The organism is Leisingera sp. JC11 (assembly GCF_040704725.1).
Lineage (GTDB): Bacteria > Pseudomonadota > Alphaproteobacteria > Rhodobacterales > Rhodobacteraceae > Leisingera.
The window spans coordinates 1-21,696 of the sequence record NZ_JBFCVS010000026.1 but is presented as its reverse complement, the minus strand read 5'-3'; the positions used below and the strand labels follow the sequence as shown (position 1 = coordinate 21,696).

At 62.4% G+C, this 21,696-nt stretch carries 15 protein-coding genes and 1 pseudogene; 11 read left to right on the top strand and 5 right to left on the bottom strand.

Annotated elements, in window-relative coordinates; genetic code table 11:
- The 5 genes from ureC (at position 1) to AB1A62_RS19790 (ending at position 5,477) form a co-directional block, all read left to right on the top strand.
- Positions 1 to 1,710 carry an urease subunit alpha gene (gene ureC, locus AB1A62_RS19810; protein WP_366663190.1) on the top strand — a complete coding sequence of 570 codons (1,710 nt, stop codon included), beginning with the start codon at positions 1 to 3 and terminating at the stop codon, positions 1,708 to 1,710.
- Positions 1,711 to 1,857: 147 nt separating this feature from the next.
- The gene (gene ureE, locus AB1A62_RS19805; protein ID WP_366663189.1) at positions 1,858 to 2,355 is read left to right on the top strand and encodes an urease accessory protein UreE; all 498 of its coding nucleotides are present in this window, start codon (positions 1,858 to 1,860) and stop codon (positions 2,353 to 2,355) included.
- A complete protein-coding gene (locus AB1A62_RS19800) occupies positions 2,345 to 2,992 on the top strand; it encodes an urease accessory protein UreF (RefSeq protein ID WP_366663188.1) in 648 nt (215 codons plus the stop codon). Before ureE ends, AB1A62_RS19800 begins: the two co-directional genes overlap by 11 nt.
- Positions 2,989 to 3,618 carry an urease accessory protein UreG gene (ureG, locus tag AB1A62_RS19795; RefSeq protein ID WP_366663187.1) on the top strand — a complete coding sequence of 210 codons (630 nt, stop codon included), beginning with the start codon at positions 2,989 to 2,991 and terminating at the stop codon, positions 3,616 to 3,618. The genes AB1A62_RS19800 and ureG overlap by 4 nt, the downstream gene beginning before the upstream one ends.
- A 113-nt stretch (positions 3,619 to 3,731) precedes the next feature.
- The gene (locus AB1A62_RS19790) at positions 3,732 to 5,477 is read left to right on the top strand and encodes a sugar phosphorylase (RefSeq protein ID WP_366663186.1); all 1,746 of its coding nucleotides are present in this window, start codon (positions 3,732 to 3,734) and stop codon (positions 5,475 to 5,477) included.
- A gap of 10 nt (positions 5,478 to 5,487) precedes the next feature.
- Here AB1A62_RS19790 and AB1A62_RS19785 read toward each other — a convergent pair whose 3' ends face one another.
- Both AB1A62_RS19785 and AB1A62_RS19780 read right to left on the bottom strand, forming a co-directional pair.
- Positions 5,488 to 6,708, bottom strand: a complete 1,221-nt coding sequence (locus AB1A62_RS19785; RefSeq protein WP_366663185.1) for a glycosyl transferase — start codon at positions 6,706 to 6,708, stop codon at positions 5,488 to 5,490.
- Positions 6,701 to 7,495 (bottom strand): HAD-IIB family hydrolase, encoded by a 795-nt coding sequence (locus tag AB1A62_RS19780; RefSeq protein WP_366663184.1) that lies wholly within the window; start codon positions 7,493 to 7,495, stop codon positions 6,701 to 6,703. The genes AB1A62_RS19785 and AB1A62_RS19780 overlap by 8 nt, the downstream gene beginning before the upstream one ends.
- A gap of 212 nt (positions 7,496 to 7,707) precedes the next feature.
- On the opposite strand from AB1A62_RS19780, the gene AB1A62_RS19775 reads away from it, so the two are divergent.
- From AB1A62_RS19775 to AB1A62_RS19765, 3 genes are all read left to right on the top strand, one after another.
- Entirely contained in the window at positions 7,708 to 8,691 is a 984-nt protein-coding gene (locus AB1A62_RS19775) for a zinc-dependent alcohol dehydrogenase family protein (RefSeq protein WP_366663183.1), read from the top strand.
- Between the two features lie 164 nt (positions 8,692 to 8,855).
- Positions 8,856 to 14,564 (top strand): hypothetical protein, encoded by a 5,709-nt coding sequence (locus AB1A62_RS19770; protein ID WP_366663182.1) that lies wholly within the window; start codon positions 8,856 to 8,858, stop codon positions 14,562 to 14,564.
- A gap of 12 nt (positions 14,565 to 14,576) precedes the next feature.
- Positions 14,577 to 15,278, top strand: coding sequence for a CpXC domain-containing protein (locus tag AB1A62_RS19765; RefSeq protein WP_366663181.1), 702 nt, complete (start codon positions 14,577 to 14,579; stop codon positions 15,276 to 15,278).
- Positions 15,279 to 15,388: 110 nt separating this feature from the next.
- On the opposite strand, the gene AB1A62_RS19760 is transcribed toward AB1A62_RS19765, so the two are convergent.
- The 3 genes from AB1A62_RS19760 to amrS all read right to left on the bottom strand — a co-directional run bounded on the left by AB1A62_RS19760 (position 15,389) and on the right by amrS (position 18,773).
- The gene (locus tag AB1A62_RS19760) at positions 15,389 to 16,153 is read right to left on the bottom strand and encodes a slipin family protein (RefSeq protein ID WP_366663180.1); all 765 of its coding nucleotides are present in this window, start codon (positions 16,151 to 16,153) and stop codon (positions 15,389 to 15,391) included.
- Between the two features lies 1 nt (position 16,154).
- The gene (locus AB1A62_RS19755; RefSeq protein ID WP_366663179.1) at positions 16,155 to 17,585 is read right to left on the bottom strand and encodes a nodulation protein NfeD; all 1,431 of its coding nucleotides are present in this window, start codon (positions 17,583 to 17,585) and stop codon (positions 16,155 to 16,157) included.
- Positions 17,586 to 17,708: 123 nt separating this feature from the next.
- On the bottom strand, positions 17,709 to 18,773 hold the full coding sequence (amrS, locus tag AB1A62_RS19750) for an AmmeMemoRadiSam system radical SAM enzyme (protein WP_366663178.1): 1,065 nt from the start codon (positions 18,771 to 18,773) through the stop codon (positions 17,709 to 17,711).
- 86 nt (positions 18,774 to 18,859) lie between these two features.
- Between amrS and amrB the strand changes: the two genes are divergently transcribed.
- The 3 genes and pseudogenes from amrB to AB1A62_RS19735 all read left to right on the top strand — a co-directional run.
- Positions 18,860 to 20,227: an AmmeMemoRadiSam system protein B gene (amrB, locus tag AB1A62_RS19745; RefSeq protein ID WP_366663177.1), complete on the top strand. Its 1,368-nt coding sequence runs from the start codon at positions 18,860 to 18,862 to the stop codon at positions 20,225 to 20,227.
- A gap of 39 nt (positions 20,228 to 20,266) precedes the next feature.
- Positions 20,267 to 21,256, top strand: coding sequence for an MBL fold metallo-hydrolase (locus tag AB1A62_RS19740; RefSeq protein ID WP_366663176.1), 990 nt, complete (start codon positions 20,267 to 20,269; stop codon positions 21,254 to 21,256).
- Positions 21,257 to 21,264: 8 nt separating this feature from the next.
- Positions 21,265 to 21,405 (top strand): annotated as a pseudogene (locus tag AB1A62_RS19735) (IS5/IS1182 family transposase); the annotation flags it as partial.
- Positions 21,406 to 21,696 lie beyond the last annotated feature (291 nt).

The following is a 21,696-nucleotide window of genomic DNA, read 5'->3' as shown; positions in this document are numbered from 1 at the left end:
ATGCCGGTACAGATCCCGCGCAGCGATTATGCGGCCATGTACGGCCCCACCACCGGCGACCGGTTGCGGCTGGCGGACACCGATCTGATCATCGAGGTGGAGCGCGACCTCACCACCTATGGCGAGGAAGTGAAGTTCGGCGGCGGCAAGGTGATCCGCGACGGCATGGGGCAGGCGCAGGCAACCCGCGCCGAAGGGGCCGTGGATACCGTCATCACCAACGCGCTGATCCTGGACTGGACCGGCATCTACAAAGCCGACGTGGGCCTTAAGGACGGGCGCATTGCCGCCATCGGCAAAGCGGGCAACCCGGACACCCAGCCGGGTGTTGGCATCATCGCCGGCCCCGGCACCGAGGTGATCGCGGGCGAGGGGCGCATCCTGACGGCTGGTGGCTTTGACAGCCACATCCACTACATCTGCCCGCAGCAGATCGAGGATGCGCTGCATTCGGGCGTCACCACCATGCTTGGCGGCGGCACCGGCCCGGCGCATGGCACGCTGGCAACGACCTGCACGCCCGGCCCCTGGCACATCGGCCGCATGCTGCAGGCCGCCGATGCCTTCCCGATGAACCTTGCCTTTGCAGGCAAGGGCAATGCCTCGCTGCCGGCGGCATTGGAGGAACAGATCAACGCCGGCGCCTGCGCGCTGAAGCTGCACGAGGACTGGGGCACCACGCCCGCCGCCATCGACTGCTGCCTCGGCGTTGCCGATGCGATGGATGTGCAGGTGATGATCCACACCGACACGCTCAATGAATCCGGCTTTGTCGAGCACACCGTGAAGGCCATGAAGGGCCGCACCATCCACGCCTTCCACACCGAAGGCGCCGGCGGCGGCCATGCCCCGGACATCATCAGGATCTGCGGCGAGGAGCATGTGCTGCCGTCCTCCACCAACCCCACGCGCCCCTTCACCGTCAACACGGTCGAGGAACACCTCGACATGCTGATGGTCTGCCACCATCTGGACAAGTCGATCCCCGAAGACGTGGCCTTTGCCGAAAGCCGCATCCGGCGCGAGACCATCGCGGCGGAAGATATCCTGCATGACATGGGGGCATTCTCGATCATCGCTTCGGACAGCCAGGCCATGGGTCGGGTCGGCGAGGTGATCATCCGCACCTGGCAGACCGCAGACAAGATGAAGAAACAACGCGGGCGCCTGGCGGAGGAGAGCGGCGAGAACGACAACTTCCGCGTCCGCCGGTACGTGGCGAAATACACCATCAACCCGGCCATCGCGCATGGGATCAGTCATGAGCTTGGTTCCATCGAAGCTGGCAAGCGCGCCGATCTGGTGCTGTGGAACCCGGCGTTTTTTGGCGTGAAGCCGGAAATGGTGCTGATGGGCGGCACCATCGTCTGCGCTCAGATGGGGGATCCCAATGCCTCGATCCCGACGCCGCAGCCGGTCTATTCCCGGCCGATGTGGGGCGCCTATGGCCGCTCGGTCGAACATAGCGCTGTCACCTTCGTGTCGGAGGCGGCACAAGCTGCGGGTATCCGCGGCAGCCTCGGGCTGGCCAAGCAGACTGTGGCCGTGAAAAACACCCGCGGCATCGGCAAATCCGCACTCAAGCTCAATACCGCGACCCCGCGGATGGAGGTCCACCCGGAAACCTATGAGGTGCGGGCGGACGGCGAACTGCTGACCTGCCAGCCCTCGGGGGAGCTGCCGATGGCCCAGCGGTATTTTCTGTACTGAAATTGTGCACCGGGAGGAGAAAATGAACAAAACCAATGCACCGCGGCACGTTCTCTGCCAGGCCGGAGATAGAGGGCATCATGCGCCATATCTTCTCGGACAAGTTCTGCATCTGAGGTCATCGGCCGCCACCATAGGAGCGCGCAGATGCCCCCCCCTGTCCTGACCGCCCGCGTCTATCACGGACATGCCCATTCCCTTGCTCCGGTGGACCGGGTGGTGCTGGATTACGAAGCCAGGTTCTTGCGCCGCAAGGTGCTGCAGACCGAAGGCGGCGGCCGCCTGCTGGTTGACCTTCCGCAGACCACTTCGCTGGAGCGTGGCGGCGTGCTGGTTCTCGAGGACGGCGGTGAAATCGCCGTCGCCGCCGCCGCCGAGCCGCTGCTGCAGATCACCGGAGAGGGGCTGTTGCGGCTGGCCTGGCATATCGGCAACCGTCACACACCCTGCCAGATCGAGGATGCCCGGCTGCTGATCCGCCGGGACCACGTGATCCGCGCAATGCTGGTGCAGCTGGGCGCCACGGTGGAAGAGGTGACGGAACCCTTCACCCCCGAAGGCGGCGCCTATGGCCACGGGCGGACCCATTCCCACGAACACGGCCATTCCCTTGATCACGGTCCCGAGCACGGCCATGAGCACTGAAACCGGGCCAGTGGTGCTTCTGCAGTGGCTGTCACCGGCTTATCCGGTTGGCGCATTCGCCTGGTCCCACGGGCTGGAAGCTGCGGTTGCCCGCAACCAGGTGACCGATGGGGCAGGGCTGGAAGACTGGCTGGGTGATCTGCTGCTGTTCGGCAGTGCCCGCGCCGATGCAATTCTGTTGGCCGCTGCCTGCCGCGCCGAAGACGAGGCCGCGCTGGCGGAGGTGGACGCCACCGCCCGCGCCTTTGCTCCCTCCCGGGAGCGTCTGGCCGAAACGGTCGAACAGGGCGCCGCCTTCTGCCGGGCCACGTCGGAGGTCTGGGGCGGCAGCCTGCCCCGTCTCACCTATCCGGTGGCTGTTGGCCGCGCCGCGCGCATACACGGGCTGGCGCTGGACCTGACGCTGGAGATGTTCACGCACGCATTCGTTTCCAACCAGGTCGCAGCGGCCCAGCGGCTCCTTCCGGTTGGCCAGATTGAAGGCCAGCGCATTCTGAAAAACCTTGGCCCGCTGGTGTCCGATGCCGCGAAAAACGCGCTCACTGCGGACCTGTCCAGCCTCTCCAGCGCCTGTTTTGCTGCGGATATCGCCTCAATGGCTCATGAAACACAATATTCAAGGATCTTCCGGTCATGACTTCTCCCCATGGTCCTCTTCGGGTCGGAATCGGCGGCCCGGTCGGTGCGGGCAAGACCACGCTGACCGCCCAGCTTGCCCGTATTCTGTCGCCGCATCACTCGATCGGGGTGATCACCAATGACATCTACACCCAAGAGGACGCCGAGGCGCTGATGCGGATGCAGGTGCTGCCGCAGGACCGGGTGATCGGGGTCGAGACCGGCGGCTGCCCGCATACTGCGATCCGCGAGGATGCCTCGATCAACCTTGCCGCAGTGGCAGAAATGGAGCGGCGCCACCCGGATGTGGAGATCGTGCTGATCGAAAGCGGTGGCGACAATCTCTCTGCCACCTTCAGCCCTGAGCTGGCCGACGTGACGTTGTACGTGATCGACGTCGCAGCGGGTGAAGAGATCCCGCGGAAGGGTGGACCGGCGATTACCCGCTCTGACCTGCTGGTCATCAACAAGACAGATCTGGCGCCCTATGTCGGTGCGTCGCTCGACGTGATGGCGCGTGATGCCGCGCGGATGCGCGGATCGCTCCCCACAGTGTTCACCAGCGTGCGGCACGGCAAGGGGATTGCCGAAGTTGTCCGCCATCTTTGTGCAATCGGCGGGCTTACTTTCGCGGTCCCGCTGTAGCGGTTTTCCCGCTTCCGCCCCGCCGGCATTTGACAGCCCTGGCCCGGCTGCGAAAACATCGGACCGTGCCGGAGAGTTTTGTCCGGAGCATTTGACAGGAGCTCTGACTGCAAGTGACCCATGCAACCACCGCATTCGACGCACGACTGGCCGGGCTGCTGCAGCAAATTTACCCGGACCACGACACTGCGCAGCTCGCGGCACGGGTCGTTTCAGCCTTCTGGCCCGAGGGCACGCACCGCCGCAAGCGCGGCCGCAGGCCGGGCAACCGGCTGTGGTCCGAGCGCGACGCGGTTCTGATCACTTACGGAAACTCGCTGCAGGATGGCAGCCACAAACCGCTGGACGTGCTGTACGATTTCCTGCTCAGCCGTATGCGCGGGGTGATCAACGGCGTCCATATCCTGCCATTTTTTCCCTATACCTCGGACGATGGCTTTGCGGTGACCGACTACCGGGCGGTGAACCCGCAGCTGGGAGACTGGGAGGACATCACCCGGATCGCGTCGCATTTCCACCTGATGTCAGATCTGGTGCTCAATCACGTGTCCAGCCAGGGCCATTGGTTCAATGAGTACCGCCAGGGCAATGTCCCCTATGACCGCTACTTCTATGAGGCCAGCCCTGATGACGACCTCTCGCAGGCAGTGCGCCCGCGCACCACGCCGCTGCTGCAGGCCGTCGAGACCCGCAATGGAACCCGTCTTGTCTGGTGCACCTTCAGCCATGACCAGGTTGATCTGGACTTCACCAACCCGGACGTGCTGCTGGAGATGCTGGGCATCATCCGCCTGCACATCAGCAAGGGGGTACGCATCCTGCGGCTGGACGCGGTGGCCTTCATCTGGAAGCAGGCAGGCACCCGCTGCATCCACCTGCCGCAGACCCACGCCATCGTGCAGCTGATGCGGCTGCTGTGCGACTATGCGACCGAAACTGTTGTGCTGCTGACAGAAACCAATGTGCCGCGCAGCGAAAACCTGAGTTACTTCGGCAACCGGAACGAAGCGCACGCGATCTACAACTTCCCGCTGCCGCCCTTGATCCTGCACGCCATGCAGTCCGGGACGGCGCGCTACTTGCACCGCTGGCAATCGGCGATGCCGCCGGCGCAGCTGGGCTGTGCTTATCTGAACTTCACCGCCAGCCATGACGGCATCGGTATGCGCCCCGCCGAAGGTGTTCTGCCGCCGGAAGAAAGGGCGCGGATGATAGACGCCGCGCGGCAGGCCGGCGGGCTGGTGTCGATGCGGGCCAAACCGGGGGGCGGCGAGGAGCCCTACGAGCTGAACTGCTCCTATTTCGAGGCGATGCGCTGCACCTTCCCGGGCGAGGATGCGCTGCAGATCCCGAGGTTTCTGTGCTCCCAGACCATCGTGATGTCGCTTGAGGGCATCCCGGCCTTCTATATTCATTCGCTGCTGGCGACCCCGAACGATCACGAGGCCGTCGAGCGGCGCGGCATGAACCGTGCCATTAACCGGCACCAGTGGCATTACCCGGATCTGCTTGAGCGGCTGGACGATCCGCATTCGGACCAGTCGCGGGTGCTGGGGGAGATGAGCCGCCTGCTGAAGCTCCGCGGCCGTCAGCCGGCTTTTCACCCCAACGCAACGCAGTTCACGCTGGCGCTGGACGAGCGCCTGTTCGGGATCTGGCGGCAGAGCCTGGACCGGGACCAATCCATTTTTGCGCTGCACAACGTCAGCAAAGACACCGTGACCGTCAGCCCCACGGCAATCAACCTGATCGAAGGCGACGATTGGACCGACCTGATAACCGGAGAGCGGATTGCACCGGCCGGTCCTGAAATTCCCTTTGCGCCCTACCAATGCCGCTGGATCAGCAACAGGGTCTGATCAGGCCGGATCAGGCAAACTCGTCCTGGTCAGCAACTGCCGCAGCCTTGAGATCCGCCAAGAAATCCGGGTCGGCCGAATGCACCCGGTTCCAGGTCGGGATAAAGGGCGTTTCATGCGGGTTTTCCAGGAAAATATGGCCTGCACGCAGAATGTTCTCTGCAAAAAGCTCGATCGACTTTTCTTCATTATGCCGATCAACTGACAAGCCGTTCATCTTGGCATCGCTGTGGTAGCCTTCCAGCAGATCCAGCGCCGACCGGTAGTAGGTCGCTTTGAGGGTTCTGAACACATTTGGTGTGAAGACCGTGCCATCCGCCGCCAGCTTTCGGATGATCGCCTTGCAGATGTCGGTGGACATGCGGCTGAGGCCCCGCGAGGCATCCTCGGGCGACAATTCCTGGTGCTTGTGGTCATAGGCGTCGGAAATCTCGACCTGGCACACCGATTTCGGCGCCAGGTTGCGCCAGGCTTCGGAAAGCACACCGACCTCCAGGCCCCAATCCGAAGGGATGCGCAGGTCTGCCAGCACATGGGTCCGCATCGCGAACTCCCCGGACAGCGGATAGCGGAAGCTGCGCAGGTAGTCGAGGTAGTCACGGTCGCCGACCACACGCTTCAGGGCAATCAGAAGGGGGCTTACCAGCAGGCGGGTCACCCGCCCGTTCAGCTTGCCCGACCCGATCCGCGGATAGAACCCTTTGGACATCTGGTAGGAGAACCCCGGATTGACAACCGGGTAGACCAGCCGCGCCAGCATCTCGCGGTCATAGGTGAGAATGTCGCAATCATGGATCGCCATGACCGCGCTGTCGGCACAGGCCAGGAGATAGCCGATGCAGGACCAGACGTTCTTGCCCTTGCCTGGCTCCTGCGGGGCGAGTCCCAGAGTGCCGAGCCGAGCCTCCAGCACCTGCATCCGCGGGCTGTCGTTCCAGATCACGATGTGATCTTGCGGCAGCCTGGCGAAGAATTTGCGCGCACGGCGGAATTGCGCCTCGTCCGCCTGGTCCAATCCGATGATGATCCGGTGCAAATAGGGCACCTGTGCCAGCTCTTCCACGATGTTCTCCAGCGCCGGGCCTTCCAGCTCGGAATAGAGACAGGGCAGGATCAGGGTGATACGCCTGGTTTTAGCATAGACCGTGAGCTCATGCGTCAGGTCCTCAAGGCTGCGAGTTCGCAGATTATGCAGCGTGGTGATGTTTCCGTTCTGGTGAAAGTCAGCCATCGCTTGCTTCCTCCTTGGTCAGATTAAGGTCCTGCAGCAGGCCGAGGACAGCGGCGTTCCAGCCGGCCGACCCGGCAAGTTCGGTACGGCGGATGCGCCCTTCCGCTTCCCCCGGCAGGGGCGGCAGATCCGGCCCGTGCGGGTTGCTGACGATAAATCCGACGTCCGCGGCCTGCAGCATCGCGGCGTCATTGGGCGCATCGCCAAGGGCCGCGGTCAGCCCGGCGGAATAGAGCCTTGCCAGATCCCGCAGCCTGTCCGCCTTGTTGCCGCCGAAGGAAAGCGTCAGGAACCGCCCGCCGCGCTGCGCCTGCAGACCGGCAGATTGAGCCGCCTTCAGGAACCGGCCGAGGTCTGCCTCCGTGCCCTGCCAGACACCTGGTTCGCTGAAGTCCCGGGTCCGGGCGTTCCGGGCTGACCCGAGTGTGAGGCCGGTAAGATCTGCAACCTCGTGATCGGACATCGCCCCAAAGCCGCGGAAGCCCGGCGGCAGCACTGCAATCCGGTCCAGCAGGTCCGGGTACCGGCTGCATTGCGAGGCGGTCTCCTCTCCTGTCCCGAGCAGCCCGGCGCCGTTTTCGACAATTGCAGGCCATCTCCCGAGACCCATCGAACGCCTCAGCGGAGCAACTTCAGCCGCCGTCTTGCTGGTCGCCAGAATGACACCCGCCCCGGCCTCCTTCAGCGCTGTCAGCGCCGGGCGGGCGGGCTCCCAGCAATAGTCCTCGTGGCTCAACAAGGTGCCATCGAGATCAGAGAATACGAGAAGCGGGACAGCTAGCGTCATGCGCCAAGTATAGTCTGGCCGTCCCGGGATGGAGAGATTTCCGCAGCCAGGCCAGGCGCGGTTGCTGAAATCCTGTTCGGTTCTCTGCTGCCTGCCTAAAGTTCGGGCCTTTTTTTCATCCGCAGGCCTGGGCCCAAGTCGGCAGGGCGGCTTGATCCTGATCACTTCGGTAACACTATTTTTGGGGTATTCTGTCCCGGAGGAGGCGCAAGATGCGCGCAATGGTATTCCGCAAGGCCCAAGAGGCGCTCCGCCTGGAGGACATTTCTCAGCCGGAACCGGGGCCTTGGGATGTTCTGATAAAGGTCGAGGCCTGCGGCGTGTGCCGCACGGATCTTCATATTGCGGATGGGGATCTGACGGAGCCTGCGGTTCCCCTGATTTTAGGGCATGAAATCGTGGGCCGCATCGTGGCCAAGGGACGGCAGGCTGACGGGCTCGAAACCGGCCAGCGGGTGGGTGTGCCCTGGCTGGGCGCCACCTGCCGTCATTGCCGCTATTGCCTGGAAGGCCAGGAAAATCTCTGCGATGCGCCTGTTTTCTCTGGCTACACCCGCAACGGCGGGTTTGCCGAAGCCTGTGTGGCGGATGCCCGTTACGTGTTCCGGCTGGATGAGACGGCCAGCCCGGTTGCGCTGGCGCCGCTGCTGTGTGCCGGGCTGATCGGCTACCGCAGTTACCGGATGGCGGGCGATGGCGGAAATGTCGGTATCTACGGGTTCGGCGCTGCCGCGCATATCCTGACGCAACTGGCGGTCTGGCAGGGCCGGAAGGTGTTTGCCCTGACTCGGCCGGGTGACACCGCAGCGCAGGAGTTTGCCCGCAGCCTTGGCGCGGCCTGGGCAGGCAGTTCCGATGAAGTGCCGCCGGAGGAACTGGATGCCGCCATTATCTTTGCGCCCCTAGGCAGCCTTGTGCCGGCGGCATTGAAAGCCGTGCGCAAGGGCGGCAGGGTCGTTTGCGGCGGTATTCACATGAGCGACATTCCTGCCTTTTCCTATGCGGACCTGTGGGGTGAGCGGCACATTTTGTCGGTTGCCAATCTGACCCGGCAGGACGGTGAGGAGTTCCTGGCGTTGGCGGCTGAGGCGGGCATTGCGACGCAGACCCGGGTTTATGCTCTGGAAGAAGCCAATCAGGCGCTTGAGGATATGCGGCAGGGGCAGCTGCAGGGGGCCGCGGTTCTGGTACCCTGAACCGGGACAGCAGAGCGTTCGTGGCGGAAGTACACGGGCCAGCCCCTTTGGCGGCGGCTGGCGGTTCCCTGCGCGCCGCAGCGCCATAAACCGTTGCGCAAACCGGCATTGGTGACCTAGCGTAAGAAGAGTGATTTTGCCGTAAAGCCATTGGGGAGAGTGTTATGGGTGCGTTTGATGTGCGTGGCGGGGAGCTGAAGAAACTCATAAAGCTGGCAAAGAAGCAGCCGGTTACTTTTGCCTACAATCCCGGCAGCGGGCCCAAAGACGACTACTTCGGCATGGACCGCCGAAAACCTGCCAAGGTGGTGGGCAAGGCAGCAAAGGACGAGGGTGTCGGCACCAAGGCGGCATTTGGCACCGCCACGGTCGAGGGCAAGGTCCTGTCGCTCACATGCATAAAGACCGTTCCCTCAATCGCAAAAAAGCTCAAGAAATACCTGCTGTCCGAAAAGGTCCGGCTGAACGTTCAGGTGCTGGACGAATCCGGCAAGGTGCTGGAAGCCGAAATCGAGGAGGACCTGCCGGACGATCCCGATCTGGCGGAGGAGGGCGCCAGCCAGCAAACCGGGACTCCGCAGCCGGAGGCCAAGCAGCCGGAACAGAAAGAAGAGCCGCAAAAGGACACCAGCGGGTTGCGGGACCAGCTCAAGGCGCTGGGTGGCCGGATACAGGAACTGGAGACGGACACGGCCAAACTGTTCGGCAAGCACTACAAACAGCTGCTGGAACTGTTCAAGGCGGAACAGTTCGACCGGCTGGAGGCAGGGCTTGCCAAGGTTGGCCAGGCGCTCGACAAGCTGTCCTCAGCCCCGCCAGGCCCGGAAGAAAGCGAAGATCCGAACAAACCCAAATGGGAAGCGCTGCAGCCCAAGATCCAGGTGATCTACGATAAGGCCGTTGCGGCCGCGCCCACTGCCGCCGAGAAGCTGCAGGCGGCCTGGGCGCAGGTGATTGCGCTGGCCAAGGGCGGCGAATACGGCAAGGCCATTGCGGCGGCCAAGAAACTGGTGCCGGCGCTGCAGAAGCTGGCCCAGCCGGCGCCGCAGCCGGAAGCGAAGCAGCAGACTGAAGCGCGGCCTGAGGCCACGGATACGCAAAGCGAAGGCGATGAAACCGGGACCGGAAAAGAGCCCACTGATCAAGGCAGCGGAAATTTTGAGAAGGCCAAGGAGACCCTGACACGGCGGCTCTCCGCGATGGAGAAAGCGCTGGATGTAGCGCGGCGGGTGCTGCCGGAACAGTCCTCTGCCATCGACAAGCTGACTGCTGTCATCACCGGTCTGGAGGACGAGAAGGGGCTGGCCGCTGCCCGCAAGGCGGCCAATGACCTGCAGGGGATCGCTGATGCCGGCGCCGAGCGCGCCGCCCAGATCGCCGCGGCTCTCGAAGAGGTCGAACGGGTGCGCGGCTATATCGAGCATATGGGGCAGGAGTTTGAAACGAGCTTGGGCGACACCCCGCCGGCGCGTCTGAGCCAGCCGCTGGATACCGCCAAGGACGGGCTGTCCGGAAAAGATGAAATCGATCCCGTCAAGATCGGCCAAACGGTCGAAGAGGCTATGCGTCAGCTGGAGCAGAGCGAAAGGGACATCGCCCAGCTGCTGGCTGACAAGGCGGCCTGGGAAGCGCAGCTCGAACTGTTCGAGCCCCGGGTGAAGGCGCTGGAGAACCACAACAAGAAGGACGAAGAACCGGTCAAGGCCCGGATCAAGACGATCACTGACGGGCTGGCTGCGGCCAAGGTGCTGGCAGGGGAGCACAAGTACAAGGAGGCGCTGGCCGCCTTGCCGCCCCTGGCCAAGACCTGCGCCGAAGCCGAGAAATACGCAGACGCCTGTTCGCAGTATTCGGCGCTCTTTGCGGACCGCAAGAAACGGGTCGATGATCTGCTCTCCGACTACCCGCTTGGAGACGCTTCGGTGCATGATCTGATCAAGGGTACCCTGCGCAAGATCAAGGAGGATTTCGACGCCGCAGAAGCCAAAGGGACGGCAAATCCCCCCGAATATGGCGTGGCAATGAAAACGCTGGAGCCCATGGCGGACCGCGCCCAGCAAGCAAGATGGCGGGCGGAACGGGCAGCCAGCTACACCAAGAAGATGAACGATGTGAAAGGGTACCTCACCGACCGTGAAAAACACCCTGATGCCTCCGAGGTCAAACTCTACCTCGGCCAAATGCGCAAGCTGATTGCGGACGCGGACATCTCCAAGACCAAGAGTTTCCTGAAATCCCTTTCAATGCTGGAGCGTGCGGACAATCTGGACAACACGCTTTATGACGCGATGAAACGGTCCAAGGACTTCAAGGCCGCCTACAAGACCGCAGAGCAGAATATCAAGGACCTCAAGGCCCATGACGGCCACGAAGGCATCACCAAGCACATCTCCGGGCTGGAGACGGATCTTGCCTCTGCAAAGGTCAAAGGCGAGGAGGCCAAGTTCCTGCATGGCCAAAAGATTTGCGAAGCGATCACTGCGGAGTTTGCCAAACTTCAGGCGCTGGCACAGGACTACAAGGCCTACCTGGATGCCAAGAAGCTGCTGAAGACCGCCAAGGATGCCTGGGATGCCAAGTACATCGGCAAGGTAAGCGGGCTGACCGACCAGGTAACAGCGCTGGAAGGCAAGGCCACTGATGCGGTGGCCAAGGAAGACTACAAGCTGGCCAAGAAGCATATTGATGAAGCCAAGAAGGTGGCGGACACCGCCAAGTCGGAAGCCGACATCTTTGCCCGCAACGCGGGGTATGTCGACAACGTCAAATCGACAATCGAATCCGGTTCAGGCGACTTTTCAGGGGTCATCACTTCGATTGAATCCTTCAAGACCTCCCTGGACGGGCTCGACAAGGACAATATTTTCACCACGGAGCTCACCAATGCGGTCAAGCCGGTGCAGACGGCACAAGGCAAAATCGGCAAGAGCCCGCAGGACGATGCTGGGATCAAGGCCGATCTGGAATCGGCGCGCAGCCAGCTGGCCGCTCTTTTGGACAAACTCGTTCAGTACAGTGTCTACAAACGCGCCCGTGACGCCCACAAATCGGCTTACACGTCGGCTACGGCCAAGGACCGCGGCGAGGCCCTGAAGACAGAAACCGAGGCAATCGACAAGGTGTTCGAGGATGCCAAGCAGAAGGCAGAGACCACCAAGGATCCCGCGGCTGCAGTTACTGAAATTGCCAAACTGACGGCCTTGCTGCGGGACCTGGAGCGCAAGGCGGCAGACTATGACGCCTATGACGCTTTGCTCAAGGGCGCCATCAAGCAGCACAATGACTGGTTCGATGCCGCCAATGGCACCTATGGCAAACCCAAGGACGTGCTGGACAAGGAGTTCGCCAAATATGGCGAGCAGAAAACAGCCGCGGAAACCGATGCCAACAGCAAAAAGTGGAAGGATGCGCTGGCCAAGCTGCAGAAGGCCAAGGAGAGCGTTGATCTCTACAGGAAAATGTTTGCTGATTACATCAAGGCCGTCGACGAGAAGAAGGATGAGATCACCGACCGCCTGTCACCGGTAGATACCGATCCGCTGGTCAAGGACGACTATGACGCGATGAAGCCGAAATTGGACAAGATCGACGCGCTGATCGCGGACCGGCAATACGATCAGGCCATCGCGCTGATCAATACCGCGGCCTGGGATATCTACCGAGCGCAGGACAAAATCACCCGCCATGCAGAGCTGAAGCCCAAGCGCGATACGGCCGGTGAGGCTGTTCAGAAACTCTTCGAGGTACGCTGTCCGCCGGTTGAAGCGGACTATGTGCGGGCCAAGCGCCTGCTGGACCAGGTCGATGAGGAAGTCGCTGCCAATACTTACCCGAACGCGATGAAGATCGTGGATCAGATTGCGCCGATGTGCGTTGAGCCGACCCGCATCGGCAAGGAGCACAAAGAGTACAAACCCGTCCGGGAAGCCGCGGACAAGGCGGTGGCCGACCTGCGCAAGGACTATCCCAAGGACGATACCGTGGCGCTGCAGCTGGAACGGCTGGACATCCGCCTGGCCAAGCTCACCGGTGAGGAGGCCAAGCGCAAATTCGCGGAACTGAAGGCTGTGGCTCAGGCGATTGCGGATGACGCTGCCAAGGTTGCGGCGGCCGCCAAGTCCCAGGCGGCTCTGAATGGCATGGCCAAGGAACTGAAGGAAGCCGGCCCGACCGAGACCAAGGGCTTTGACAAACAGCTGGAAGCGGTGCGCGGCGAGTTGCAAAAGCTGCAGACCCATGACGGCAAGGACTGCCAGCAGGTCAAGGACCACATGGCCCGCATCCAGCGCCTGCTGGATGAGGCGGATCATGAATTCAATGAAACCGCCGAGGTTCCCTCGGCCCGGGACAAACTGGCCCAGGCCGCGTCCTCGGTCGCCCGCGCCTTCCTGCTGGCCGAGCAATACGTGCAGCTGGATGCCGAAGTGAAGGCGCTGGAGAAGCGCCATGGCGAGGAGAAGGCCAAGCACACCGAACCGGCGGCGCTGAAAGGGCTGTTCGATGCCTCCGCCCGGAACATTCTTGGCGCCAAAGGGGCGGTCGGCAAAGGCGAGTTCAATACCGCCATGCAGTTTGTCAAAGCAGCCGAAGAGCTCCTGGACAAGGCGGTGGGCATCGGCACGCATCACGCTGCCTACAAAACCAAGCTCGGGGAGGTGAAGCCGCGGGTCGACGCGCTGGTCAGCCACACGGCCCACTACAGCGTTGCCGAAGAGGTGGACGAGGCCCGTCTCTATCTGTCAGCGGCCGAGGAAATGGCCGCCGCACTCAAGCCCAAGGAGGCGCTGGACAACCTCAAGAAGTGCGAGAAGATCTGCACCATCGCCGAGGTGAAAGCGGATATGCACTCCAATGAAGAGCCGGATGAGGCCAAAATCAAGAAGCTCCTGGAGACCAAGGAAGGGATGAAGGAGCTGGACGAGATGTTCGAAACCCTTGACCCGTCGGTCAAGCGCAAGGCCTGTAAGAAAGTCCTGGAAATGCGCTTCGGCATGGAGCTGAAGCAGACCACCGACAAGGCAGGCAATATCCCGGATACCGACCTTGAGGCGATGGCACCTAACGTGACCCGGCTGTTCTCGCTGATGGCTGATCTTGATGAGGGGCACACCAGCCAGAACCCGTCGATGGCCTTGGTCCAGCGTTTCGGCACCGAAAAGGGCACTTCCTCCTTCGGCAAGAGCTACAGTTTCGCCAACAAGCGGATGACCAAGAACGTCAAGCTGCGCATTGGCCGTGCCGAGATGCCAGAGGAGACCGTCATCGGCCAGGAATGGCAGCTGGGCGAGGTGGACGAGAATTGCAAGCCGGTGGACGATACCCCGGCGCAATCCTTCAACTGGACGACGCTGCATGAAATCGGCCATGCGGTGGATGACAAATACGGCGTCATGAAACGCAACGGCTCCAGCAAGAAATACGGGGGCTGGAAGGAATACGGCGGTGACGTCAGCGAGATCGCCGACAAGGCGGCCAAACATTTCAAGTATGACAAGTCGTACATCGCTTCCTACCTGTCCAAACCGGGCGGCAACTATGCCAAGCCGGACCCCGCCGGCGGTGCCGAGGCGGATGAATGGGACCAGCGGCGGCTGGAAGCCGAAGCCTGGTGCGACTCGATCCGCTCGGACAAGACCATCTGGTACAGCGCGACCGAGACGAAACGGCTGCAGATCGGCGGCCGGGTCTATCAGGAAGCCTATTCCGGAAAATGGGTCAGCTACGAGTTTGCGGCCCGGTCGCAAGGGGTGCGCGGCTACCAGTTCCGGGCGCCTGGCGAATGGTTCGCCGACATCTATGCCGCCTTCCACAGCGGCAAGATGAACCCCAAGCACCCGGCCCGCGAGTGGCTGGAAAAAGACATGAGCAACTAAAGGGGCATACCAATGTCAATCATGAATGATATCACCGTGACCTGCCCCTCGTGCGAGGAGCAGATCACCGTCACCCTGGCCGAAAGCGTCAATGCCGACCGGCGTCCGGACCTGCGGCAGGACATCATCGAAGGCACGTTCCAGGTTGTCGCCTGCAGCAGCTGCGGCACCGAATTCATGCTGGATCCGGTGCTGAACTATCTCGACATGGCGCGCGGCCAGTGGTTTTCGGTTCAGCCCGCGCAGCGGCTTGGCGATTGGGTTGCCCTCGAAGATGAGGCCCAGGGCACGTTTAATCTGGCCTATGGCGGCCAGGCATCGGCCGAGGCGCGGGCAATCGGCGATGAACTGTCGCCGCGGCTGGTGTTCGGCTGGCCTGCGCTGCGTGAGAAGCTGCTGATCGGCGACGCTGAGCTGGAAGACAGCATCGTCGAACTTACCAAGCTGGCGATGATCCACGGCTTGCCCGGCGCGCCAATACAGACCGGTGTCGAGATGCGGCTGGTGGACATGCAGGACGATGGCGGGCTGGTGTTCCAATGGGCCGACATGTTCTCCGGCGATGTGCTGGAAACCTTGGTAGCGCCGCGGGCTCTGTATGACAGCATCATTGAGGCGCCGGAGGCCTGGGCGGAGATGAAAGCCTCGGTCGAGGACGGGCTGTTTGTCGACATTCAAAAGCTGTTCGTTGGAGAAGGCCGCGCAGCGGGCTGATACGCAGGCCCCGGTGCAATCCCCGCGGCTCTCAATTGGGCCCGCAGCACATTTGCACCCGAAAGCGAGTGAGACAGAGGTGCGGAGCCTCAGGCTTCAGCGCATTTGCATCACTCTTTTGGCTTTTTCGCGTTGGGAAGAAGGTCGACCGGCAGCGGGAACACAACTGTCGTGGTCCGGCCCGTTGCAATGTCGGTCAGCGCATTGAAGTAGCGCAGCTGCATGGAATTGGGCTGCGTGGCCAGCAGTTTGCCCGCCTCGACCAGCTTGGATGCGGCCTGGAATTCGCCGGCGGCGTTGATGACCCGGGCGCGGCGGAGCCGCTCTGCTTCCGCTTGCTTGGCGATGGCGCGGACCATGCTTTCGTCGATATCCACGTGCTTGATCTCGACGTTTGCCACCTTGATGCCCCAGGCGTCGGTCTGGCGGTCGAGGATTTCCTGGATGTCGGCATTGAGCTTGTCGCGTTCGGAAAGCATTTCATCCAGCTCGTGCTTGCCCAGAACCGATCGCAGGGTGGTTTGCGCCAGCTGGCTGACGGCAGCCCGGAAATCCGCGACGTTGATGATCGCGCGCTGCGGGTCGACGATCCTGAAATAGATCACCGCGTTGACCTTGACCGAGACATTGTCGCGGCTGATGACATCCTGGCTGGGCACATCCTCGACAAACATGCGCAGGTCTGTCCGCACCAGCTGCTGGACCACCGGAATGATCAGCACAAAGCCGGGCCCCGAAACCCGGGTGAACCGGCCCAGCGTGAACAGCACCCCGCGTTCATATTCGCGGAAGATGTAGACTGCCGCCTGCAGGAAAAGCGCCAGCAGGACGACTGCCAGCAGATAGGCGACCCAATCGAAAGGAAGTGCTTCCATCTCATTCTCCCCTGGTTGTTCCCGGTCCTGATCCGGTGTCGGCCACAACATGCAGTGTGAGGTCCTTGATCCCGTTGACGCGGACGTATTGGCCCGGCTGCAGGCCGGAAAGCCCCTTCGCCTGCCAGCGCTCGCCCTCCACCCAGACAAAACCGCTGCCATCTTGCCAGTCGAGCACTCTGGCTTTGGCCCCGATCATGCGTGCCGACCCCGATACCAGCTGCCGCCGGTAGACACGGATCGTGTAGCCGAGCAGCAGAACCAGCACCGCGGCGCTGGTCAGTGCCATGCTGGCGATCAGCCACCAAGAGACGCGGAAGGCGGGTGTATCGGCATCCACCAGCATCGCCGCGCCCAGCGAAAAGGCGATCAGCCCGCCAAGTCCCAAGACGCCGAAACTTGGCGAAAATGCCTCGGCAACCATGAAGGCCACACCGATCCCCAGGAGCGCCAGGGCTGCGTAATTCAACGGCAGCTGGTTGAGGGCAAAGAGCCCCAGGGTGAGACAGATCGCCCCCACAACACCGGGCACCAGGGCGCCGGGATTCCAGAATTCGAAGATCAGCCCGTAGACCCCAAGCATCATCAGCACCAGGGCCACATTCGGGTTCGACAAAACGCTGAGAATACGGATGACCATGTCCATTTCGACCCGCTCGACCGGCAGTCCGGCGGTGAAAATCTGCTTCCGGGCTTCCCCCATCACCACACTGCGCCCGTCGGCATCGCGCAAAAGAGCGTCAAGGTCGGCAGCAACCAGATCGATGACATTGAGCTCCAGCGCTCTGGTTGCAGACAGGCTCTCGGCCTGGCGCACTGCTTTTTCGGCCCAGTCCGCATTGCGGCCGTGCAGCTCCGCTAGGCTGCGGATCAGTGCGGCCGCGTCGTTGGTTGCCTTGGCCTCCAAAGCGGTCTTGGGCGCCGTTGGGCTGCGGGCCGGGCTGCCGTTGGTGTCTTTCTCCTCATCCCGCTCCCCTCTGGGGTCCCGGTCGGGCAAGCCGTCGGGAAGCCCGCCGATAGCGACAGGTGTCGCCGCGCCCAGGTTGGTTCCAGGCGCCATCGCCGCGACATGGCTGGCATAGAGAATATAGGTCCCGGCGCTGGCCGCATGGGCTCCGGGCGGGGCCACATAGGTGATCACAGGCACCTGAGACTGCAGTATCAGCGAAATGATCTCGCGCATCGCATCGGCGAGCCCGCCAGGCGTGTTCAGCTGCAGCACAACCGCCTCCGCAGGCGGATCCCGGGACTGCTGGAGCACCCGCTCAACATGATGAACGGTTGCCGGGCCGATCGGGCCTTCAATCACTGTGAACAGCACATGATGTCCGGCAGCGCCTTCGCTTTCGGTCTGGGCTTTCAGGGGCTCCGCTGCAAGCAAGGCCAGGACGATCAGACCAAGAAGCAGAAGCAAACGTTTCGCAATTCCCATGCGGTTTCTCCACCGCACAATGTAGTGCGGGGACTACAAGCCTCAAATCGGCGCCTTTTTTGCACTTGCCGCGCAAGGCAGCAAACCGGGCTGCTGTGTCCGCGCCTGCCGTCCTCTGACCAGTCACCCGACCCGCAGCGGTTTCCGTTTGCGCCCCCAGTCGCCGGGCGGCCCTTCAAATACACCGGGTAATACGGTGCCGCAGTTCCGGCACTGCCCGTCATCCGTCAGGTTCCATTGCAAAATCTGATACCAGTCGCGGCCGATCACCAGTCCGCCGCAACCCAAGCAATAGCTCGACTGCCCCTCCTCGTGGTGGGTGTTGCCGACATAGACGTGCCGCACGCCGGCTGCCCTGGCGATTTCTTGCGCCCTCAAAAGGGTCGCCTGCGGCGTCGGCGGCACGTCCGACATCCGGTAGTCCGGATGAAAGGCCGAAAAGTGCAACGGCACGTCCGGCCCGAGCTTATCAACCACCCATTCGGACATCTCCGCCAGTTCCGCGTCGCTGTCGTTGCAGCCGGGGATCAGCAGCGTCGTCAGCTCCACCCAGCAGCCGGTTTCTTTCACGGCATACTCGATGGTCTCCAGCACTGGCGCCAGGTGCGCGGCGGTGAGTTTCCAATAAAATTCTTCGGTGAAAGCCTTCAGATCGATGTTCGCCGCATCCATGTTCGCAAAGAACTCTTCGCGCGGTTCGGGCGTTATGTAGCCGGCCGTGACCGCCACGCTGCGGATGCCTTTTTCGTGACAAGCCTGCGCGATGTCGACAGCGTATTCGTGAAAGATCACCGGATCGTTGTAAGTATAGGCGACCGAGACCGCCCCGGCCCTGTCTGCCGCATCGGCAATCATCTCCGGCGTGGCATAGTCCGACAGGCTCGCGACCTCGCGGCTCTTCGATATTTCGTGGTTCTGGCAAAACTTGCAGGCGAGGTTGCATCCCGCCGTGCCAAAACTCAGTACCGGCGTCCCCGGCAGAAAATGGTTCAGCGGTTTTTTCTCGATCGGGTCGATGCAGAAGCCCGAGGAGCGGTTGTAGGTATCCAGCACAATGCGCTGGCCCTCGCGTTTTCGCACAAAGCACAAGCCGCGCTGCCCCGGCTTAAGTGCGCAAAAGCGCGGGCACAGCTCGCAAACGAGCCTGTCATCCTCGGGTCGGCCAGACCAATAACGCGCGGTTTTCACGGGCGGCCTCTCCGTTTTCTGGTGGATATTTCCTATATAGTAACAAATCACAGGCGTAGGAGGGGCACCGCAAAAGGGGCGGGACAATGTCTGAACGCAGTTGCCGTTTCGCCGGCACGTTCTTTACCGCTGACGGTGACCAGCTCTCGGCGGAGGTCGGGGCATTCCTCGAGGCAGCGGAGCAGACTGGCCAGGCTGGGGAGGCCGCGGCGCGGGCCATTGTTGCCCCGCATGCCGGTTACCGGTTTTCCGGCAGCCTGGCCGGGCTGTCCTATGGTGCAGTGACCTGGTCCCCGAAGCGTATCGTGGTGCTGGGGCCGTCGCACCGGCACTGGTTTCACGGCCTCGCTTTCCCGTCTCAGGACAGATTCTCAACCCCGCTTGGCGTACTTGCGATCGACCGGCCCGCCTGTGAGGAGCTGGCGGTGGCCGGCTTGGCGCATGACGAAGATGCGGCGCATGACAACGAACACGCTATCGAAACCCAATTGCCTTTTATCCGGACACTCTGGCCGGATGCGCAGATCGTCCCGCTGGTCTGCGGCGATGCGCCGGCCGGGCAGGCCGCCGCGGCAATTGATGCGCTTGCCGGGCCTGAGACACTATTTGTCATTTCCTCTGATCTCAGCCATTTCCTGAGCCGGAGCGCGGCACGGGAAAGAGACGCCGAAACCGCGCGTCTGCTGGAAAACGGCTTAGCGGAGGAATTGACACCTTACCGTGCTTGCGGCGCCAAGTGCCTGCAGGGCTGGCTCCTGTCCCATGCCGGCCAAGGAACCAAGGCGCTGCGGCTTGGCATGGGGGACAGCGCATCGGAGACAGGCGATACGTCCAGCGTCGTCGGTTATGGCGCCTGGGCCTTTTATCCGATGGACGCGGCAATGCTGAGCGGCAAATCCCGGGCCGAGTTGCTGGACGTGGCGCGCGGCGCCATTTCCAGGCGCCTGGAAACGCAGCACGAAGCGGAGGCCCTGCCGGACGCGGCGTCAGCCCCGTTGCAGACGTTTGCTGCCAGTTTTGTGACACTCACCTGCGGCGGCGAGTTACGCGGCTGCGTCGGCACCCTTGAAGCGCGCCGGTCCCTGGCGGAGGACGTGGCGGAGAATGCCCTTGGTGCAGGATTCCGGGATCCACGGTTCTCGCCTGTAACGGCCGGAGAACTGCGTAAGATCAGGATCGAGATCACAGTGCTGAGCAGAGCCCAGGAGATAGAGTTCTCCAGTGAGGAAGAGGCAATCTCCCGGATTGATCCGGGACGGGACGGATTGATCCTTTCCGTTGGCAGGCACCGGGCAACCTTCCTGCCTAAAGTCTGGGAGGGCCTTCGCGAGCCGCACGCCTTTGTTGAGGGTTTGAAGCGCAAGGCGGGTTTGCCCCGAGACTACTGGGCCGGGAACATCTCCCTGCACCGGTTCCGGGTGGAGAATTTCGCGGAAACCCTGGCGGGTTCCTGAGCGTCCTTTTGCAATGAGCGGCAACAGTTTGGATGTCAGATGAGCATTCCTGTCCAACCCCGGCTGATCAATGATCCCACTGGTGATCCCGGCTTGTACCTCGATTTCCGTTTCGGACGCCGCGCGATGCTGTTCGATCTCGGGGACACGGCGCCGCTTTCCCCGCGCGAACTTCTGCGGGTTTCCCATGTTTTCATAAGCCACGCCCACATGGACCATATCGCCGGCCTCGACCGGTTGCTGCGCCTGCGCCTGCATCGTCCGCGCCCGTTGCTGATGCTCGGGCCTCCGGGGTTCGTGAGGCAAATGCAAAGCCGCCTCAACTCCTTCACCTGGAATCTCCTGGACGAGACCGCCGTGGACTTTCGCCTGACGGTTCAGTCCTTTGACGGCGATCGCATCACCGAGATGGCTGAGTTCCGGGCCCGGGAGCGTTTCGCCCGGCGGGAATTGCCGCCGCCGGACATGGCGCCGGGCCGGGTTCTGTCTGAACCAGCGTTTGAGATCCGTGCGGCCGCCCTGGATCATGGCATACCGTCGCTGGCATTTGCCTTTCTCGAACGCGACCGTGTCAACGTCTGGCGCAACGGGCTTGCGGAACTGGGGCTGCCGGTTGGCCCCTGGATCAATGCCGCCAAGCAGGCCATTCGCGACAACCTGCCGGACCACACCGTCATCTCAGTGCCAGGTGCCGGGACGGTAACCCTTGGCGCGCTGCGGACCCGCGCGTTCCGAACAGGCAAAGGCCAGCATATCGCCTATGTGACCGACGCCGCCGATACCGGACCGAACCGGTCCCGCATCATCGGGCTCTCCCGCGCTGCCGACCAGCTGTTCATTGAGGCTGCCTTCTTCGAAGCCGACCGCCCGGTTGCCGCGGCAACTTGCCACCTCACTGCGCGGGCCGCCGGCGAGATCGCCAGAGAAGCTGGCGCCAAACGCGCAATCCCATTTCATTTCTCGGCGCGGTATGGAGCAGACTCCGCAAGCCTCGCCACCGAATTCCACGCTGCATTCGCCGCGCCCTGATCCATGCTGGCCGGAGGTGCCGCGGCAAACCGGTTTGATACGACAAGCGCAGGTTTAAGGGGCGTGACCGCATCGGGACCTTGTCCGGCCGGTTGAAAATTTGGCGGCGCATTGCCAGCCGGTACGACAGCTGCCCAAAGGTGTTCTAGTCCGCCATCGCACCTGCCGCCGCCGTCATCTTCCGGCTTTGAAATTCAATGAGTCTGGTGCCTGGCGGGCGTGATGAATCAGCCAGGCACAAGCCAGGCGGCTGTCTTGTGAATCAACATCTTATATTTACATAACCTCGCTTACACGTATCTTTTCTGTACCCGGGGCACATTCTAAACTGGGTTGCGACAAATTCCCTATCTTGCTGGAAAGCAAGGAGAATGGAAGATGGCCCATACGGAGCTGGATTTGCGTGAACGGCGCACAATCGAAGATATGCTGAACGCAAA

What these genes read in the sequence shown, in the direction of transcription:
- ureC (WP_366663190.1), top strand. Translation starts at nt 1, where the DNA reads ATGCCGGTACAGATCCCGCGCAGCGATTATGCGGCCATGTACGGCCCC.
- ureE (WP_366663189.1), top strand. Translation starts at nt 1,858, where the DNA reads ATGCCCCCCCCTGTCCTGACCGCCCGCGTCTATCACGGACATGCCCAT.
- AB1A62_RS19800 (WP_366663188.1), top strand. Translation starts at nt 2,345, where the DNA reads ATGAGCACTGAAACCGGGCCAGTGGTGCTTCTGCAGTGGCTGTCACCG.
- ureG (WP_366663187.1), top strand. Translation starts at nt 2,989, where the DNA reads ATGACTTCTCCCCATGGTCCTCTTCGGGTCGGAATCGGCGGCCCGGTC.
- AB1A62_RS19785 (WP_366663185.1), bottom strand. Translation starts at nt 6,708, where the DNA reads ATGGCTGACTTTCACCAGAACGGAAACATCACCACGCTGCATAATCTG.
- AB1A62_RS19780 (WP_366663184.1), bottom strand. Translation starts at nt 7,495, where the DNA reads ATGACGCTAGCTGTCCCGCTTCTCGTATTCTCTGATCTCGATGGCACC.
- AB1A62_RS19775 (WP_366663183.1), top strand. Translation starts at nt 7,708, where the DNA reads ATGCGCGCAATGGTATTCCGCAAGGCCCAAGAGGCGCTCCGCCTGGAG.
- AB1A62_RS19770 (WP_366663182.1), top strand. Translation starts at nt 8,856, where the DNA reads ATGGGTGCGTTTGATGTGCGTGGCGGGGAGCTGAAGAAACTCATAAAG.
- AB1A62_RS19765 (WP_366663181.1), top strand. Translation starts at nt 14,577, where the DNA reads ATGTCAATCATGAATGATATCACCGTGACCTGCCCCTCGTGCGAGGAG.
- AB1A62_RS19760 (WP_366663180.1), bottom strand. Translation starts at nt 16,153, where the DNA reads ATGGAAGCACTTCCTTTCGATTGGGTCGCCTATCTGCTGGCAGTCGTC.
- AB1A62_RS19755 (WP_366663179.1), bottom strand. Translation starts at nt 17,585, where the DNA reads ATGGGAATTGCGAAACGTTTGCTTCTGCTTCTTGGTCTGATCGTCCTG.
- amrB (WP_366663177.1), top strand. Translation starts at nt 18,860, where the DNA reads ATGTCTGAACGCAGTTGCCGTTTCGCCGGCACGTTCTTTACCGCTGAC.
- AB1A62_RS19740 (WP_366663176.1), top strand. Translation starts at nt 20,267, where the DNA reads ATGAGCATTCCTGTCCAACCCCGGCTGATCAATGATCCCACTGGTGAT.